The sequence below is a fragment of the Rickettsia senegalensis genome (genome assembly GCF_056135685.1).
This window is the reverse complement of the sequence record NZ_JBVYTQ010000001.1, coordinates 174028-189808: the sequence shown is the minus strand read 5'-3', so window position 1 is coordinate 189808 and position 15781 is coordinate 174028. Positions and strand designations below refer to the sequence as shown.

Genomic DNA, 15781 nt, shown 5'->3' with positions numbered 1-15781 from the left:
GGATATAGCATTGAAATTGTTGACTTTGAACCTAATAATAATCAAGCCAAGTTATATTTTATTAATTTGGGAGGATATGATAGCAAAAAATTTACAGAGCTTCATAAAAATATTTTTGTTGTAGCAAAAAGTGAACAAGAGGCAAAATCTCGTGCGTTACAACATATCACAAATTGGGAAGTACTATATAAAGATTATCAGTATGATGTGGATAAGATTTTGAATGTTAGCGGCTGTAGGAGTCAAGATTTAATCTTACAGACATTATAAAAATTATATCTGAATGTCTGATAAGTTATGACTGTCAGATGAGTATTCAAGATATAAGATTTCGTTATTCTTTTCAACAGCTAACTTTTTACTATCCATAAAAGTCTGCATAGGTGTTTTTCCATAGCAATATTTACCGGAATGCGGTCTTTCATTATTATAATATTCTAGCCAAATATCAAGATCTAGTTGTAGATCATCAAGATCAGTATAGATCTTTTTACGCATAGCAGTATCAAAGAATTCTTGTTTCATAGTTTTATTAAAACGTTCACACATACCATTTGTTTGAGGAGAATATGCTTTAGTAGTAGTATGCTCAATACCCTCAATGCTTAAGAACAATTCAAAAGCATGATGTTCTATATTACCTTTATACTCACCACCTCTATCAGTTAAAATACGAAGTACTGGTATTTGCTGACTCTCATACCATGGTAACACTCTATCATTAAGCATGTCAGCAGCGGTAAGTGCTGTTTTATCAGTATATAGTTTAGCCTCTGCAACCTGTAATAGTTGAGATTTAATCTTACATTTAGTAAAATTAAGATAATATTAAATGGAGGATTAGAGATGAATCTAAATCAAAAAATAATAAAGCCAAAAATAGGATTACTAGAATTAGCTAGGAGTCTTGGTAGTATATCGTCAGCATATAAAGCTATGGGTTACAGTAGAGACAGTTATTATAGGTTTAAAGAGTTATATGAAACAGGAGGAGAAGAAGCATTATATGAGATTAGTCGGAAGAAGCCAATTATAGCGAATAGAGTTGATCCTGCCGTAGAGAGAGCAGTATTAGATATGGCAATAGAATACCCCGCTTATGGTCAGCTGCGAGTATCAAATGAGCTTAAAAAGACTGGTATTCTTGTATCACCTGGAGGAGTTAGACCTATTTGGCTACGTAATGATTTAAATAATATCAATAAAAGACTTAAAGCATTAGAAGCCAAAATGGCTCAGGATGGTATTGTTCTTACCGAAGCTCAGTTACAAGTATTAGAGAAACGGCGTAGCGAGAAAGAAGCTCATGGTGAGATTGATACACAGCATCCAGGTTATCTAGGATGCCAAGACACATATTATGTAGGTAATTTTAAAGGCATAGGCAAGGTATATTCTCAAGTGTTTATTGATAGTTACACTCGGGTTGCAGAGGCTAAACTATATACTGATAAAACAGCACTTACCGCTGCTGACATGCTTAATGATAGAGTGTTACCATGGTATGAGAGTCAGCAAATACCAGTACTTCGTATTTTAACTGATAGAGGTGGTGAGTATAAAGGTAATATAGAACATCATGCTTTTGAATTGTTCTTAAGCATTGAGGGTATTGAGCATACTACTACTAAAGCATATTCTCCTCAAACAAATGGTATGTGTGAACGTTTTAATAAAACTATGAAACAAGAATTCTTTGATACTGCTATGCGTAAAAAGATCTATACTGATCTTGATGATCTACAACTAGATCTTGATATTTGGCTAGAATATTATAATAATGAAAGACCGCATTCCGGTAAATATTGCTATGGAAAAACACCTATGCAGACTTTTATGGATAGTAAAAAGTTAGCTGTTGAAAAGAATAACGAAATCTTATATCTTGAATACTCATCTGACAGTCATAACTTATCAGACATTCAGATATAATTTTTATAATGTCTGTAAGATTAAATCTTGACTTCTACACAATAAACACTTGAGAATATACCTTGCCTATGCCTTTAAAATTACCTACATAATATGTGTCTTGGCATCCTAGATAACCTGGATGCTGTGTATCAATCTCACCATGAGCTTCTTTCTCGCTACGCCGTTTCTCTAATACTTGTAACTGAGCTTCGGTAAGAACAATACCATCCTGAGCCATTTTGGCTTCTAATGCTTTAAGTCTTTTATTGATATTATTTAAATCATTACGTAGCCAAATAGATCTAACTCCTCCAGGTGATACAAGAATACCAGTCTTTTTAAGCTCATTTGATACTCGCAGCTGACCATAAGCGGGGTATTCTATTGCCATATCTAATACTGCTCTCTCTACGGCAGGATCAACTCTATTCGCTATAATTGGCTTCTTCCGACTAATCTCATATAATGCTTCTTCTCCTCCTGTTTCATATAACTCTTTAAACCTATAATAACTGTCTCTACTGTAACCCATAGCTTTATATGCTGACGATATACTACCAAGACTCCTAGCTAATTCTAGTAATCCTATTTTTGGCTTTATTATTTTTTGATTTAGATTCATCTCTAATCCTCCATTTAATATTATCTTAATTTTACTAAATGTAAGATTAAATCTCAACTATTACAGATAATAAAATAAAACTAACTCCTTGTGCCAAAGAGAGTCCTTTTGAATTTATATGTAAATATGTTCCCATTGGAAAATAATGAATTAATTCGTTATCTGTAATACTTTAAATAATGTTCCCATTTGTTTCGGTGATATTAATCTTTCTACTTGTTTTTCTATTATTCTTGCTTGCTCCTCGCTAAGCTTGTCTTGCAATGTTTGCTTGCGTAATAAAATTCCGTTTTCTACTAAAAAATCTCGTTGTGATATTGTATCTATTACATTTATTTTACTATTTTTAGCTACTGTTTTTAATGTATAAAAATCCACATGCGCCGATAAATCAGCTTCTCCAAGATTTTCAAGGATGGGGCAATATTTATGGTTTTTAACCGCTTGTAATGTTGGATTATACTGATATCTAGTTCTGTTACCCGGAGCTAGATCATAGCCGTAATCTATTATTAAGCAGCTGCCGCTTAGTTTTTTTAGATGCTGTGCTATAAATTTTATAATTTCTATTGAGTTATAAGATTCTTCAAGTACTGCTCCGTCTTTTGCTTCAATATGAGTACGCAGCAAATATTCTTGTAATTGCTTATTAACGCTTATTTTATCGTATTTAATTCTGCCGTCTAACTGTTGCACTACAAATATTCTTTCATACCATAATTCCTTGGCTTTAATATATTGCTTTATCGGCATAGCATCAAAGAATTCATTAGCTATTATTATAGTAGGTTTTTTGGGTATATCTTCTACAAATGATCGATGGCTAATCGGTAAATTAATATCTTGTAAATTAGCCTTTTGATGAGCAATAAAATTTTGATTAATTTCTATTAGTTCAATAGATAAAGCTTTGTAAAATTCCGGTACTAATTTTGCAGTGCGTAGTAAATCACGCATTAATAGACCTCGACCTGGACCAAGCTCAACCAAACTAAGACTTTTTGGGCAACCGATTCTTTGCCACTCCTTGATACACCATAAACCGATAATTTCACCGAATAGCTGCGAAATTTCAGGAGCTGTAACAAAGTCACCTTCGCTAGCTAGAGTTTTTACTTGCTGATAATAGGAAGTAGGATTTGATTGTAATACTTCCTGCATGAGAACATCGCAAGTAATATATCCGGTTTGATCAATTAACTGCCTTATTTTCGATTCGACTGACATATTAAATAAATCCCTAAAAGCAACATTGGTATAGATAAAATCTGTCCCATAGTTAAGCTATCTAAAATAAACCCGATCTGCACGTCAGGTTCTCTAAACATCTCAACAATTATACGGAAAAGAGAATAAAATATTAAATATAGCCCTGAGTTTAAGCCTTGCTTTTTAAGAGCTTCACGTTTGAATACTGAGTATGCTAATATACAAAATAATATTAACCCTTCAAAAAAAGCTTCATATAGCTGACTAGGATGACGGGGCTGTAAATCGCTATTTGGAAAAATTATCCCGAAAGAAGAAGTTGTAATGCGTCCATATAATTCACCGTTAATAAAATTGGCGATTCTGCCTAAAAACAACCCGATAGGTACTACAGGCGCTATAATATCCGTGAGGCTTAAAAAATTCACTTTATATTTTCGGCAAAACAAATAAGTGGCGATAATCATTCCTATAGTAGCACCGTGAAACGACATTCCACCTTCATAGGTTTTTAAAATCTCTATTGGATTTGAAAAATATTTCAAAGGGTTATATAGTAAAACATAACCGAGGCGACCTCCGACTATTATGCCTATAACGGCATAAGTAATGAAATCTTCTAGATTTTTTTTAGTAATTTGAGGCTTAAATTTTTCTATAATTTTGTTTGCATAGAACCAACCTAGCAAAATTCCTACTACATATGAAAGAGAATACCAAGAGACAGCAAGTGGACCTATAGAGAAAATAATTGGATTGATATTAGGAAATGTCATAATAAGTTATTTAATCCATTTAACGTCTGAGTTACGGAAAATTATGTAAGTAATTGACGAAGTAATCGAGTTTTTATCATTTTTATGAATTGCCACAGCCATTTCGTGGCTTCGCAATGACAGTATCTATATTTGCTTAGCAATACCAAGTTCTTTTGAGTTAAAATTATTGATAAAAATAAAATTCTTAGTAATAATAAAAAAGATTTATATTTATAATAATAATGATAGGTAAAATATGCAATATTTAATGGATCTATACCATACCTCAAGTACTGAGTTAGTATTATTGTTTGTTATGTTAGTATCTCTTATACCGGTGATATTTCTAATTAAAAGATTAATTTTTATTCCTGTAAAAAATTATTTAACTAGACATCATTATGATGATTATGAAAGGATACTAAAAAAATATCCTATATTTCGTTATTTATTACACACTTTATTAGCACTTTACTTTATAGGTTGGGGAGATGTTTTTCACCCTACTTCTTTTAAAGCGCATGTGTTACTTGGAATCAAAGATACTATAGTAATCTTATATACTAGTATATCCGTGACGATGTTATTATTAACGCTTATAGATGCTTTTGCAGATTTGTATAACAATAGGATCAAGGTCGTTGCAAAAAATGCACCGCTTAGCTTATATTTTCAAATATTAAAAATTATTGTCATAGTTATTGCAGCAATGGTAACTATTTCATATACATTAAATATTTCGCTTAGTACATTCTTAACAAGTTTAGGTGCGGCAGCAGCTCTTTTAACATTTGTTTTTAAAGATACCGTTTTAGGGTTAATTGCAAGCTTGCAACTAACTACTCAAGAAATTATTAATATTGGAGACTGGGTACGTATAGGCGAAATTGAAGGAACAGTTGAAAAAATTACTATTTCCGTAGTAACAATTAGGAATTTTGACCAATCTATTTCTACAGTTCCTACTTACAGTATTTTAAATTCTAATGTAACTAATTATAGAGGAATTAGTGAATCAGGAGCAAGAAGGGTGAAGAGAGTATTTAATATTAATATGGCAACTATTAACTTCTGTGATGCTACTATTTTACAAGAACTAAAAAAATCTCCTTATATATCAAAGGATGTAATAGATAAAATAACTCTTGATAAAGAAGAGAAGGATTTAACCAACATTAAACTATTCAAATTATATATTCAGGAATATCTAAAAAATAATCCAGCAGTTTATACCGAAGGATTTACTTTGCTAGTAAGACAGCTTGAACCTACGATTAATGGGTTGCCTATAGAAATATATACCTTTGTTAAAGAAGTGAATTTAGTGGGTTATGAAAATATACAAGACAATATTTCTGAACATTTAATTTCTATACTTCCTGAATTTAAATTAAAAATATTTCAGAATGTAGGAATGGTATAATATATCTGAAGTTAAATTTGTATCCAAGATGGAAGTCACCCTTCATCTTAGATATTCACTACTTTTGAAAGAAAAGAAGTATATATACTACTTGATTATTTTCTCTAAATGCTTTAAAACTTAAAGCTTTAAAAATATGAAAATTTAAGACCTAGGAATGAATAATAATATAATTAATTTAATGGCCACTATTATACTGTCTTTAAGTATAATTTTCGGTTGGCAATATTTTGTTGTAAAACCTGAACAAAAAAAACAGCAACAGCAAATAGCGGTGCAGAAAGCAGAAAATTTAAAGAAACAACAGTTAAAAGCTTTAGTAGAACCTGCAACTGATATTGTTGTTCAAGAAGAAAGCGGGGTACAGCGTATTAAAATAGAATCTGAATCACTCACCGGTTCTATTTCACTAAAAGGACTTAGATTTGATGATTTAATATTAAAGAAATATAAGCAAGATTTATCTAACAATAGTCCTGAAGTGAGATTATTTTCACCGACTAATACAGAAAATGCCTATTTTGCTGAAATTGGTCTAGTTAGTAATTTATCTAGTGTAAAACTCCCCAACAACGATACTATATGGAATAGTGATAGTGAGATATTAAACCCTGAAAAACCTGTTAATTTATTTTGGGTTAACGAAGATGGGGTTAAATTTTTAGTTACTATTACTGTCGATGAAAACTATTTATTTACTATAGAGCAAACCATCGTTAATAATAGCGATAAAGAGCTTCCAATCCAATCATATGGTTTAATAAATCGTAAATATACCGCAGTGGAAAAAGCGGTAAATATACTGCATCAAGGACCTATAGGTTGTATAGACGAGAATCTTAAAGAATATTCGTATGATGATATTAAAGATAAGAAAAGTGCAAAATTTGCAGCAAGTAAGGTTGACTGGATAGGAATTACCGATAAATATTGGTTATCTTCCTTGATTCCTGATAAATCAAGTAATTACAGCTCGAATTTTAATTATGCTCTTAAGCAAGGGACTGAAAGATACCAGGTTGATTTTATTTCACCAGTACAAATAATAAAACCCGGCGAAAATTTCTCCATTAAAAGCAGAATTTTTGCAGGAGCAAAAAAAGTAGATCTGCTTGATAAATATGAAAAGCAATATGATATTAAATTATTTGATAGAGCTATTGATTTCGGTTGGTTTTATATAATTACCAAACCGGTTTTTTACGCCATGAATTTTTTCTATGGCTATGTCGGTAATTTCGGTGTTAGCATATTAATTGTTACGGTTATAATTAAGCTATTAATGTTTACGTTAGCCAATAAGTCTTATCGTTCGATGAAAAAAATGAAAAATTTACAGCCGGAAATCGATAGGATAAAAAATTTATACAGTGATGATAAGGCACGTTTAAATCAAGAAATAATGGCTTTATATAAAAAAGAAAAAGTAAATCCGGTAGCGGGTTGTTTGCCTATACTTGTTCAAATTCCGGTATTTTTCTCTATCTATAAAGTATTATATGTAACTATTGAAATGCGGCAAGCACCGTTTTACGGCTGGATTAAAGACTTATCCGCCCCTGACCCTACTACTATTTTTAATTTATTCGGCTTATTACCTTTTTCACCGCCGTCATTTTTAATGATTGGAGCATGGCCTATTTTAATGGCTGTTACTATGTTCTTACAGCAAAAAATGAGTCCTGAACCTGCGGACCCGATGCAAGCTCAAGTAATGAAATTTATGCCGCTAATTTTTTTATTTATGTTTAGTAGTTTTCCTGTGGGACTTTTAATATATTGGTCTTGGAACAATATTCTATCCATAATTCAACAATATTATATTAATAAATTTAATTAATTAATGAGAATAGATAAAAATCTACCTAATTTTCTAACTATTGCTCGAATAATGGTAATTCCGGTTATTATACTGGCATTTTATATAAATAATTCACTTGCACGTAAACTCGGAGCATTATTATTTGTTTTAGCTAGTATTACGGATTTTTTTGACGGTTATATTGCAAGAAAATATAATTTAGTTACGAGCTTTGGCAAGATGTTTGATCCTATAGCAGATAAGCTACTAGTAGGTTGCGTTATTATAATGCTGCTAAAAAAAGATAATGTAGATGAGATACCTTGTCTATTAATTTTAGCACGAGAATTTTTAGTTAGCGGTCTTCGGGAATTTTTAGCTTTAGTAAAGGTTAGTGTGCCTGTATCGAGACTCGCTAAGGTAAAAACGTTTTTACAAATGTTTGCTTTATCGATATTGATACTAGGCTCAAAAGGTTCAGGAATTATTTATTTAGATATAGTAGGGGAAATAATCTTATGGATTGCCGCTTTTTTAACAATCATTACAGGTTATTCTTATTTTAAAGCATGTAAGAAATATTTTTAAATAGGAGAATTTTATGATATATGTAAAATATATAATTTTAGGGTTTATTATGGGGTCTAGTTTAAATCTTTACGCTGCTAACAATGATATAATTGCCAATAAGGAAGTCATAAAGGTAGAAGTAAGTAATGAACATTTAAAAACATTAAATGAAGCTTCTACTCTTCTAATTAGTTGTGTAGATTTTAGATTAATAGACGAAACAGATAAATAATGAAGCAATTAGGGCTAGACGATGATTTTGATAAAGTATCGCTTCCCGGTGCATCGCTTGCCCTCGTTAACGACAAATATACTTATTGGGGAAAAACAATAGAAGATACGATAGGAATTTTACAGCAGTTACATAATATTAAACAAATTGTGTTTCTTGACCATAGAGATTGTGGAGCTTACAAGATGCTTGTAGGCCAAGAACATTTAGACACACGTGAAAAAGAAACGGAAGCGCATGCGGAAATTTTAAATAAAGCACGTAACCTAATCAAAGAAAAATTCCCTCAATTAAAGGTCATACTTTCTTAATGGGAGTTGACGGCGTAGTAGAGCAGATTTATGAAGATGTAACTCTTAGCTCTGTCATTCCGTGATTTATTCACGGAATCCAGTTAAAATGTAATAGTTGAGATTTAATCTTACATTTAGTAAAATTAAGATAATATTAAATGGAGGATTAGAGATGAATCTAAATCAAAAAATAATAAAGCCAAAAATAGGATTACTAGAATTAGCTAGGAGTCTTGGTAGTATATCGTCAGCATATAAAGCTATGGGTTACAGTAGAGACAGTTATTATAGGTTTAAAGAGTTATATGAAACAGGAGGAGAAGAAGCGTTATATGAGATTAGTCGGAAGAAGCCAATTATAGCGAATAGAGTTGATCCTGCCGTAGAGAGAGCAGTATTAGATATGGCAATAGAATACCCCGCTTATGGTCAGCTGCGAGTATCAAATGAGCTTAAAAAGACTGGTATTCTTGTATCACCTGGAGGAGTTAGATCTATTTGGCTACGTAATGATTTAAATAATATCAATAAAAGACTTAAAGCATTAGAAGCCAAAATGGCTCAGGATGGTATTGTTCTTACCGAAGCTCAGTTACAAGTATTAGAGAAACGGCGTAGCGAGAAAGAAGCTCATGGTGAGATTGATACACAGCATCCAGGTTATCTAGGATGCCAAGACACATATTATGTAGGTAATTTTAAAGGCATAGGCAAGGTATATTCTCAAGTGTTTATTGATAGTTACACTCGGGTTGCAGAGGCTAAACTATATACTGATAAAACAGCACTTACCGCTGCTGACATGCTTAATGATAGAGTGTTACCATGGTATGAGAGTCAGCAAATACCAGTACTTCGTATTTTAACTGATAGAGGTGGTGAGTATAAAGGTAATATAGAACATCATGCTTTTGAATTGTTCTTAAGCATTGAGGGTATTGAGCATACTACTACTAAAGCATATTCTCCTCAAACAAATGGTATGTGTGAACGTTTTAATAAAACTATGAAACAAGAATTCTTTGATACTGCTATGCGTAAAAAGATCTATACTGATCTTGATGATCTACAACTAGATCTTGATATTTGGCTAGAATATTATAATAATGAAAGACCGCATTCCGGTAAATATTGCTATGGAAAAACACCTATGCAGACTTTTATGGATAGTAAAAAGTTAGCTGTTGAAAAGAATAACGAAATCTTATATCTTGAATACTCATCTGACAGTCATAACTTATCAGACATTCAGATATAATTTTTATAATGTCTGTAAGATTAAATCTTGACTTCTACAGTTAAAATACTAATAATATTAGTATTTTTATTATTCTCTTGGATACCGTGGACAAGCCACGGTATGACTATGAGAAAAATAATTTATTTTGTATCTGTACCCTTATTATCTTTAGAATTAGCAGTATTATTTGGAGAGTCGTCTTCTGTAGGTAGTTTAGAGATGGATAGTTTTTGTTTATATTTTTGCTGCTCTGCTAAAAAATTTTGAGCCTCTTTGGAAAGGCTATTATATAATTCGCGTTTCTTCTTATTAATATCGACTATTGCCACTCTATATTTTTGTATTTCCTCCCGCACTTCCGGTTTTATAGTACCGGCGTAAGTAGAAAAATCATCTATAATTTTTTGTGTTGTAGCGTCGTTGGTTTTTGCTGCATCTTTTTTTGAGCCGTCAGAAGTTGTGCTACTGGCAAAGCAGCTTAGACTCAGTAAAATAGCTATTCCAAATATTATTTTTTTTATCATATAAACCTTAAGTCTTATTCTTAATAAGTGGCGTTGTTGCATGGATCGGTTTTCCGTCTGAGCTAAGAAGAATTACGCAGTAATTCGACGAAGCAAGGAAGAAAAAAATCCGATTTACAGAATCTTTTTAATTATTTTTCTGGATTGTCACGTCGCTTCGCTCCTCGCAATGACGACTACGGTATCTACGCAAAAACTTCTTAATAAGTAGACCATTTTTAAGTCTAATAGTCAATGTAAAATATCTATCTTTTCTACTTGTATTTTATTATTAGGCACGTATAACTTTATACTAACAGTTGGAAATAAGTATAAAATTATGAAAAATATACAATATTATAATAATAATTCTCAAGAGTTTTACGATAGAACAATTAACGCCGATTTATCCGATAACTATAAGGCATTTACAAGTTATTTACCTAAAAAGCTCATATTTTAGATGCCGGTTGCGGAGTCGGGCGTGATACAAAATATTTTTTAGGTCTAGGATATCAAGTTACCGCTTTTGACGGTTCAAGCGAAATGGGAAATTAGCCGCAAAAGAAACCGGAATAAACGTACTACACTCAACTTTTCAAGATATCAATTTTAAGGAGTTATTTGACGGTGTTTGGGCCCAAGCAACTCTTTTGCATGTACCTTATAATGAAACAATCAATGTTTATAAAAAAATTCATGCTGCATTAAAGACGGAAGGGCTTTTTTATACTTCTTATAAGTATGGGTCAGATATAATGCAAGTTAATGATCGGGATTTTTACAATATGAATGAAGATACAATAATGCCTTATTTTGACGGGTTATTTGATATAATAAAAATATGGACAGAAGAAGATAGTAGAAGTAAAGTAGCCCCAAGTAAAGATGGGTTATGGCTAAATTTTATTGTAAAAAAAAAAGTAAAGCAATATGATTAGATTAGTTTATTTATTGCTCGCTTTAATAATCAGTTTTAAAATATACGCAAAGGAACATAAAGGCTTAACCTATAATCGTTATGAAAAAGATAAGCATGTTATTCATGTGTTAACTATTGATCCTAAGAATTTTAGGTTAAAATTAGCTAAAGCTCACAATCAGGTTATAGACAGAGAAACAGTAGACGCTATAGCATGCCGCACTAATGCAGTTGCTGCTATTAATGCCGGATCCTTTGAGATTGCAGGTAGCGATGACGGTAGACCTAGCCTTACCTTAATGGTTGACGGCAAGCTATTCAGTCTTAGAAAACAACTACAAAGTTTGTTAATCATAGATCAAAATAATATTCAAATTACCAAGGCTAGTGCAAAAATTTCTGTAGATATAGGCGATAAATCTGTTATTCCAAATCAAGTTAATTATTTTTCAAATCTAAAAGATATTACTTTCTATAATGATGTATGGGCATCTACTACATTAACGCCATATACTAATAAGGAAATCTTGATTGACCAGAATTTGATTATTATGGACATAAGCAATCATGGTGATAATCAAATTCCACAAAAAGGTTTTGTATTATCTTTCCCAAAAGAAGTAAGCTTGCCGATAGTAAATATAAATGATTCCGTAAAGCTAAATTTAGAATTTATCGATAAAGACGGCAAGCCTATAAATTTAAGCAAAACTGCTTCAGTAGTAATCGGCATCCCTGTATTAGTTCAAAACGGTAAAAATATTGTAGATAATCTAAAGCAAAATGATTCGGCTCATGCGCGTACTGCTTTGGGAGTGCGTAATGACAGCACTATAGTTATAGTTGTAGCCGAGCATATTTATAAGCAACACGTAAAAGACCTTAAACTTGTACAAGCTAGATTAATATTGCGGAAAGAAAAAGGAGTAACTTTTGAGAAATTAACGCTCCCCGAAGCTTTAAAGATTCTAGAAAAGCATCTTGTAAATGATACTGTGATAGGGCTAACTAAAACAGAACTTGCAGATTATATGTTAAACCTTGGATGTGAATCGGCAATTAATCTAGATAGTGGTGGTTCTTCCACATTATTTATGGACAGAAAAATTATAAATAATGTTACAGGCGATGAAGATGGAGCTTTAGGCGAACATACTGTGCGTCCCGTATCCGATGCAATAGTTATTATACCAAATAATATAGACTGAATTTATGCGTTTTTTGATTATAATTATAAGTTTATTTCTGACAGAGTCAGCCATAGCAAGAGAATGCTCACTGCCGAATCAGTGGCATAAATTATGTCCTGTCTTAGACTCACGAGTAGAGCAAACTACTCGAAAAATGAAATTACAAGAATCAAGTGCAAAAAGCTTAGAGAAATTTTTAAATGCTACTAATTATAATTTGTAATAGTTGAGATTTAATCTTACATTTAGTAAAATTAAGATAATATTAAATGGAGGATTAGAGATGAATCTAAATCAAAAAATAATAAAGCCAAAAATAGGATTACTAGAATTAGCTAGGAGTCTTGGTAGTATATCGTCAGCATATAAAGCTATGGGTTACAGTAGAGACAGTTATTATAGGTTTAAAGAGTTATATGAAACAGGAGGAGAAGAAGCATTATATGAGATTAGTCGGAAGAAGCCAATTATAGCGAATAGAGTTGATCCTGCCGTAGAGAGAGCAGTATTAGATATGGCAATAGAATACCCCGCTTATGGTCAGCTGCGAGTATCAAATGAGCTTAAAAAGACTGGTATTCTTGTATCACCTGGAGGAGTTAGATCTATTTGGCTACGTAATGATTTAAATAATATCAATAAAAGACTTAAAGCATTAGAAGCCAAAATGGCTCAGGATGGTATTGTTCTTACCGAAGCTCAGTTACAAGTATTAGAGAAACGGCGTAGCGAGAAAGAAGCTCATGGTGAGATTGATACACAGCATCCAGGTTATCTAGGATGCCAAGATGTAGAAGTCAAGATTTAATCTTACAGACATTATAAAAATTATATCTGAATGTCTGATAAGTTATGACTGTCAGATGAGTATTCAAGATATAAGATTTCGTTATTCTTTTCAACAGCTAACTTTTTACTATCCATAAAAGTCTGCATAGGTGTTTTTCCATAGCAATATTTACCGGAATGCGGTCTTTCATTATTATAATATTCTAGCCAAATATCAAGATCTAGTTGTAGATCATCAAGATCAGTATAGATCTTTTTACGCATAGCAGTATCAAAGAATTCTTGTTTCATAGTTTTATTAAAACGTTCACACATACCATTTGTTTGAGGAGAATATGCTTTAGTAGTAGTATGCTCAATACCCTCAATGCTTAAGAACAATTCAAAAGCATGATGTTCTATATTACCTTTATACTCACCACCTCTATCAGTTAAAATACGAAGTACTGGTATTTGCTGACTCTCATACCATGGTAACACTCTATCATTAAGCATGTCAGCAGCGGTAAGTGCTGTTTTATCAGTATATAGTTTAGCCTCTGCAACCCGAGTGTAACTATCAATAAACACTTGAGAATATACCTTGCCTATGCCTTTAAAATTACCTACATAATATGTGTCTTGGCATCCTAGATAACCTGGATGCTGTGTATCAATCTCACCATGAGCTTCTTTCTCGCTACGCCGTTTCTCTAATACTTGTAACTGAGCTTCGGTAAGAACAATACCATCCTGAGCCATTTTGGCTTCTAATGCTTTAAGTCTTTTATTGATATTATTTAAATCATTACGTAGCCAAATAGATCTAACTCCTCCAGGTGATACAAGAATACCAGTCTTTTTAAGCTCATTTGATACTCGCAGCTGACCATAAGCGGGGTATTCTATTGCCATATCTAATACTGCTCTCTCTACGGCAGGATCAACTCTATTCGCTATAATTGGCTTCTTCCGACTAATCTCATATAATGCTTCTTCTCCTCCTGTTTCATATAACTCTTTAAACCTATAATAACTGTCTCTACTGTAGCCCATAGCTTTACATGCTGACGATATACTACCAAGACTCCTAGCTAATTCTAGTAATCCTATTTTTGGCTTTATTATTTTTTGATTTAGATTCATCTCTAATCCTCCATTTAATATTATCTTAATTTTACTAAATGTAAGATTAAATCTCAACTATTACAATTTATAAGGTTTAGAGAACTCAGACAAACCTAAGATTTTATAGTTTGCTGCCCCATAGCTTTTTACGTTTTTCTAAATATCTTTCTTTTGTCATTATTTTTTCAGGAGCTACATAATCTAAAAATACTTTTCCGTTTAGATGATCGATTTCATGCTGGATAACTCTTGCTAAAAATCCTTCTGCGATGCCTTGGATTTGATTTCCATTTATATCATATGCGTGATAATGAATCTTTTTGAATCTTGCAACTGGACCTGTAGCATTTTCAACAGAAAAGCATCCTTCGTAATCTTCATGTTTATCAATATCTATCGGTTTATATGAGGGGTTAATCCAAATAGTTTTAGGCATTGTATCCTTAAGATCAGGACGCCATTTTTTTAACTCTTCATCTTCATGTACTGCAAATATTATTATACATTTTGATATGCCTATTTGCGGTGCGGCAAGCCCTGCACAATTTTCTTCTTGATCATATTTTTTTCTAAAATAGAGATATCGCGTAAATCTTCTGCAGATAAAGGGGAATCTAAAGTTTTTGCCTTTATTCTAATAGTTTTATCTTCTGAGCTATTTAAGATTTGAACATTCAAAGTTACATATTCCGGTAGTGAAATATTATTTTCATTTTTCATATTACTTTTACAACCTGTTATGAAAATTATAGCAGTTAATAATAGAGCTATATTAAAATTATTCATTGTTATTCCAACCATACTCATAGAAATTGTTATTATCACTTAAAGATTCTATGGCTCTTTTAGCAAGTGGCCCTATATTATTAGGTAAATTGCTTAAAGAATGCCATTCTCCAGTGATATGAATATTCGGCTCTTTATTGTATGGTTTGCATTCCCAATTCTTAGTATAGAAGAAGAAATGAATTTTATGTTTATCTTCTAGCTTTCTATCTATAATGGTTGTAAGAATTAGATCATTTTGGCTTACTTTAACACCTGTTTCTTCCATCACTTCTCGCTGCAAAGCTTGCTTTAAAGATTCACCTTTTTCGACGTGACCACCAACTAAAGTATATTCATAACTTATCTCTGTATTTTTCTTTAAAAGAAATACCTCGTTATTGCTACTAATTAATATCAGCCATACTATAATTTCAATCATA

General features: G+C 32.0%; 14 protein-coding genes and 5 pseudogenes. 11 read left to right on the top strand and 8 right to left on the bottom strand.

The features are described 5' to 3' along the window. Positions 1–66 precede the first annotated feature (66 nt). Positions 67–270: a hypothetical protein gene (locus tag AC0ODJ_RS00900; protein ID WP_474464610.1), complete on the top strand. Its 204-nt coding sequence runs from the start codon at positions 67–69 to the stop codon at positions 268–270. 3 nt (positions 271–273) lie between these two features. Here the strand turns inward: AC0ODJ_RS00900 and AC0ODJ_RS00895 are convergent. Beyond that, a pseudogene (locus AC0ODJ_RS00895) lies at positions 274–783 on the bottom strand (integrase core domain-containing protein); the annotation flags it as partial. 63 nt (positions 784–846) lie between these two features. Here AC0ODJ_RS00895 and AC0ODJ_RS00890 point away from each other — a divergent pair. Continuing rightward, the gene (locus AC0ODJ_RS00890) at positions 847–1932 is read left to right on the top strand and encodes an IS481 family transposase (RefSeq protein WP_474465598.1); all 1086 of its coding nucleotides are present in this window, start codon (positions 847–849) and stop codon (positions 1930–1932) included. Positions 1933–1972: 40 nt separating this feature from the next. Here the strand turns inward: AC0ODJ_RS00890 and AC0ODJ_RS00885 are convergent. The 3 genes and pseudogenes from AC0ODJ_RS00885 to lgt form a co-directional block, all read right to left on the bottom strand. Beyond that, positions 1973–2536: pseudogene (locus tag AC0ODJ_RS00885) on the bottom strand (helix-turn-helix domain-containing protein); the annotation flags it as partial. A gap of 150 nt (positions 2537–2686) precedes the next feature. Continuing rightward, complete coding sequence (locus AC0ODJ_RS00880; RefSeq protein WP_218460319.1) at positions 2687–3763, bottom strand: class I SAM-dependent methyltransferase; 1077 nt, start codon at positions 3761–3763, stop codon at positions 2687–2689. After that, positions 3742–4521 carry a prolipoprotein diacylglyceryl transferase gene (gene lgt, locus AC0ODJ_RS00875; protein WP_218460318.1) on the bottom strand — a complete coding sequence of 260 codons (780 nt, stop codon included), beginning with the start codon at positions 4519–4521 and terminating at the stop codon, positions 3742–3744. Before lgt ends, AC0ODJ_RS00880 begins: the two co-directional genes overlap by 22 nt. A 238-nt stretch (positions 4522–4759) precedes the next feature. Between lgt and AC0ODJ_RS00870 the strand changes: the two genes are divergently transcribed. From AC0ODJ_RS00870 to AC0ODJ_RS00850, 5 genes and pseudogenes are all read left to right on the top strand, one after another. Further along, positions 4760–5926 (top strand): mechanosensitive ion channel family protein, encoded by a 1167-nt coding sequence (locus tag AC0ODJ_RS00870; protein ID WP_218460317.1) that lies wholly within the window; start codon positions 4760–4762, stop codon positions 5924–5926. Between the two features lie 157 nt (positions 5927–6083). Then, positions 6084–7766 (top strand): membrane protein insertase YidC, encoded by a 1683-nt coding sequence (gene yidC, locus AC0ODJ_RS00865; RefSeq protein ID WP_218460316.1) that lies wholly within the window; start codon positions 6084–6086, stop codon positions 7764–7766. Positions 7767–7769: 3 nt separating this feature from the next. Then, entirely contained in the window at positions 7770–8315 is a 546-nt protein-coding gene (gene pgsA / locus AC0ODJ_RS00860; RefSeq protein ID WP_218460315.1) for a CDP-diacylglycerol--glycerol-3-phosphate 3-phosphatidyltransferase, read from the top strand. A 13-nt stretch (positions 8316–8328) separates the two neighbouring features. Continuing rightward, positions 8329–8905, top strand: a pseudogene (locus AC0ODJ_RS00855) (carbonic anhydrase). An 89-nt stretch (positions 8906–8994) separates the two neighbouring features. After that, positions 8995–10080, top strand: a complete 1086-nt coding sequence (locus AC0ODJ_RS00850) for an IS481 family transposase (protein WP_121834048.1) — start codon at positions 8995–8997, stop codon at positions 10078–10080. A 122-nt stretch (positions 10081–10202) separates the two neighbouring features. Here the strand turns inward: AC0ODJ_RS00850 and AC0ODJ_RS00845 are convergent, their stop codons facing one another. Further along, entirely contained in the window at positions 10203–10586 is a 384-nt protein-coding gene (locus AC0ODJ_RS00845) for a hypothetical protein (RefSeq protein WP_218460789.1), read from the bottom strand. Positions 10587–11021: 435 nt separating this feature from the next. Here AC0ODJ_RS00845 and AC0ODJ_RS00840 point away from each other — a divergent pair, with 435 nt between their 5' ends. From AC0ODJ_RS00840 to AC0ODJ_RS00825, 4 genes and pseudogenes are all read left to right on the top strand, one after another. Continuing rightward, positions 11022–11123, top strand: a complete 102-nt coding sequence (locus AC0ODJ_RS00840) for a methyltransferase domain-containing protein (RefSeq protein ID WP_371920416.1) — start codon at positions 11022–11024, stop codon at positions 11121–11123. Between the two features lie 95 nt (positions 11124–11218). Continuing rightward, positions 11219–11506, top strand: coding sequence for a hypothetical protein (locus AC0ODJ_RS00835; RefSeq protein WP_474464601.1), 288 nt, complete (start codon positions 11219–11221; stop codon positions 11504–11506). Next, complete coding sequence (locus tag AC0ODJ_RS00830) at positions 11499–12695, top strand: phosphodiester glycosidase family protein (protein ID WP_218460790.1); 1197 nt, start codon at positions 11499–11501, stop codon at positions 12693–12695. Before AC0ODJ_RS00835 ends, AC0ODJ_RS00830 begins: the two co-directional genes overlap by 8 nt. 265 nt (positions 12696–12960) lie before the next feature. After that, a pseudogene (locus AC0ODJ_RS00825) lies at positions 12961–13467 on the top strand (helix-turn-helix domain-containing protein); the annotation flags it as partial. A 38-nt stretch (positions 13468–13505) separates the two neighbouring features. Here the strand turns inward: AC0ODJ_RS00825 and AC0ODJ_RS00820 are convergent. From AC0ODJ_RS00820 to AC0ODJ_RS00810, 3 genes and pseudogenes are all read right to left on the bottom strand, one after another. Then, complete coding sequence (locus AC0ODJ_RS00820; protein WP_127896995.1) at positions 13506–14591, bottom strand: IS481 family transposase; 1086 nt, start codon at positions 14589–14591, stop codon at positions 13506–13508. A 95-nt stretch (positions 14592–14686) separates the two neighbouring features. Continuing rightward, positions 14687–15359 (bottom strand): annotated as a pseudogene (locus tag AC0ODJ_RS00815) (peptide deformylase). Further along, on the bottom strand, positions 15352–15780 hold the full coding sequence (locus AC0ODJ_RS00810) for an NUDIX domain-containing protein (protein ID WP_218460121.1): 429 nt from the start codon (positions 15778–15780) through the stop codon (positions 15352–15354). Before AC0ODJ_RS00810 ends, AC0ODJ_RS00815 begins: the two are co-directional and overlap by 8 nt. Position 15781 lies beyond the last annotated feature (1 nt).

Excerpts from the sequence above, each read along its gene's own strand:
- AC0ODJ_RS00880 (WP_218460319.1), bottom strand. The coding sequence starts at position 3,763 with ATGTCAGTCGAATCGAAAATAAGGCAGTTAATTGATCAAACCGGATAT.
- AC0ODJ_RS00820 (WP_127896995.1), bottom strand. The coding sequence starts at position 14,591 with ATGAATCTAAATCAAAAAATAATAAAGCCAAAAATAGGATTACTAGAA.
- yidC (WP_218460316.1), top strand. The coding sequence starts at position 6,084 with ATGAATAATAATATAATTAATTTAATGGCCACTATTATACTGTCTTTA.
- lgt (WP_218460318.1), bottom strand. The coding sequence starts at position 4,521 with ATGACATTTCCTAATATCAATCCAATTATTTTCTCTATAGGTCCACTT.
- AC0ODJ_RS00850 (WP_121834048.1), top strand. The coding sequence starts at position 8,995 with ATGAATCTAAATCAAAAAATAATAAAGCCAAAAATAGGATTACTAGAA.
- AC0ODJ_RS00810 (WP_218460121.1), bottom strand. The coding sequence starts at position 15,780 with ATGATTGAAATTATAGTATGGCTGATATTAATTAGTAGCAATAACGAG.
- AC0ODJ_RS00870 (WP_218460317.1), top strand. The coding sequence starts at position 4,760 with ATGCAATATTTAATGGATCTATACCATACCTCAAGTACTGAGTTAGTA.
- pgsA (WP_218460315.1), top strand. The coding sequence starts at position 7,770 with ATGAGAATAGATAAAAATCTACCTAATTTTCTAACTATTGCTCGAATA.
- AC0ODJ_RS00890 (WP_474465598.1), top strand. The coding sequence starts at position 847 with ATGAATCTAAATCAAAAAATAATAAAGCCAAAAATAGGATTACTAGAA.
- AC0ODJ_RS00830 (WP_218460790.1), top strand. The coding sequence starts at position 11,499 with ATGATTAGATTAGTTTATTTATTGCTCGCTTTAATAATCAGTTTTAAA.
- AC0ODJ_RS00845 (WP_218460789.1), bottom strand. The coding sequence starts at position 10,586 with ATGATAAAAAAAATAATATTTGGAATAGCTATTTTACTGAGTCTAAGC.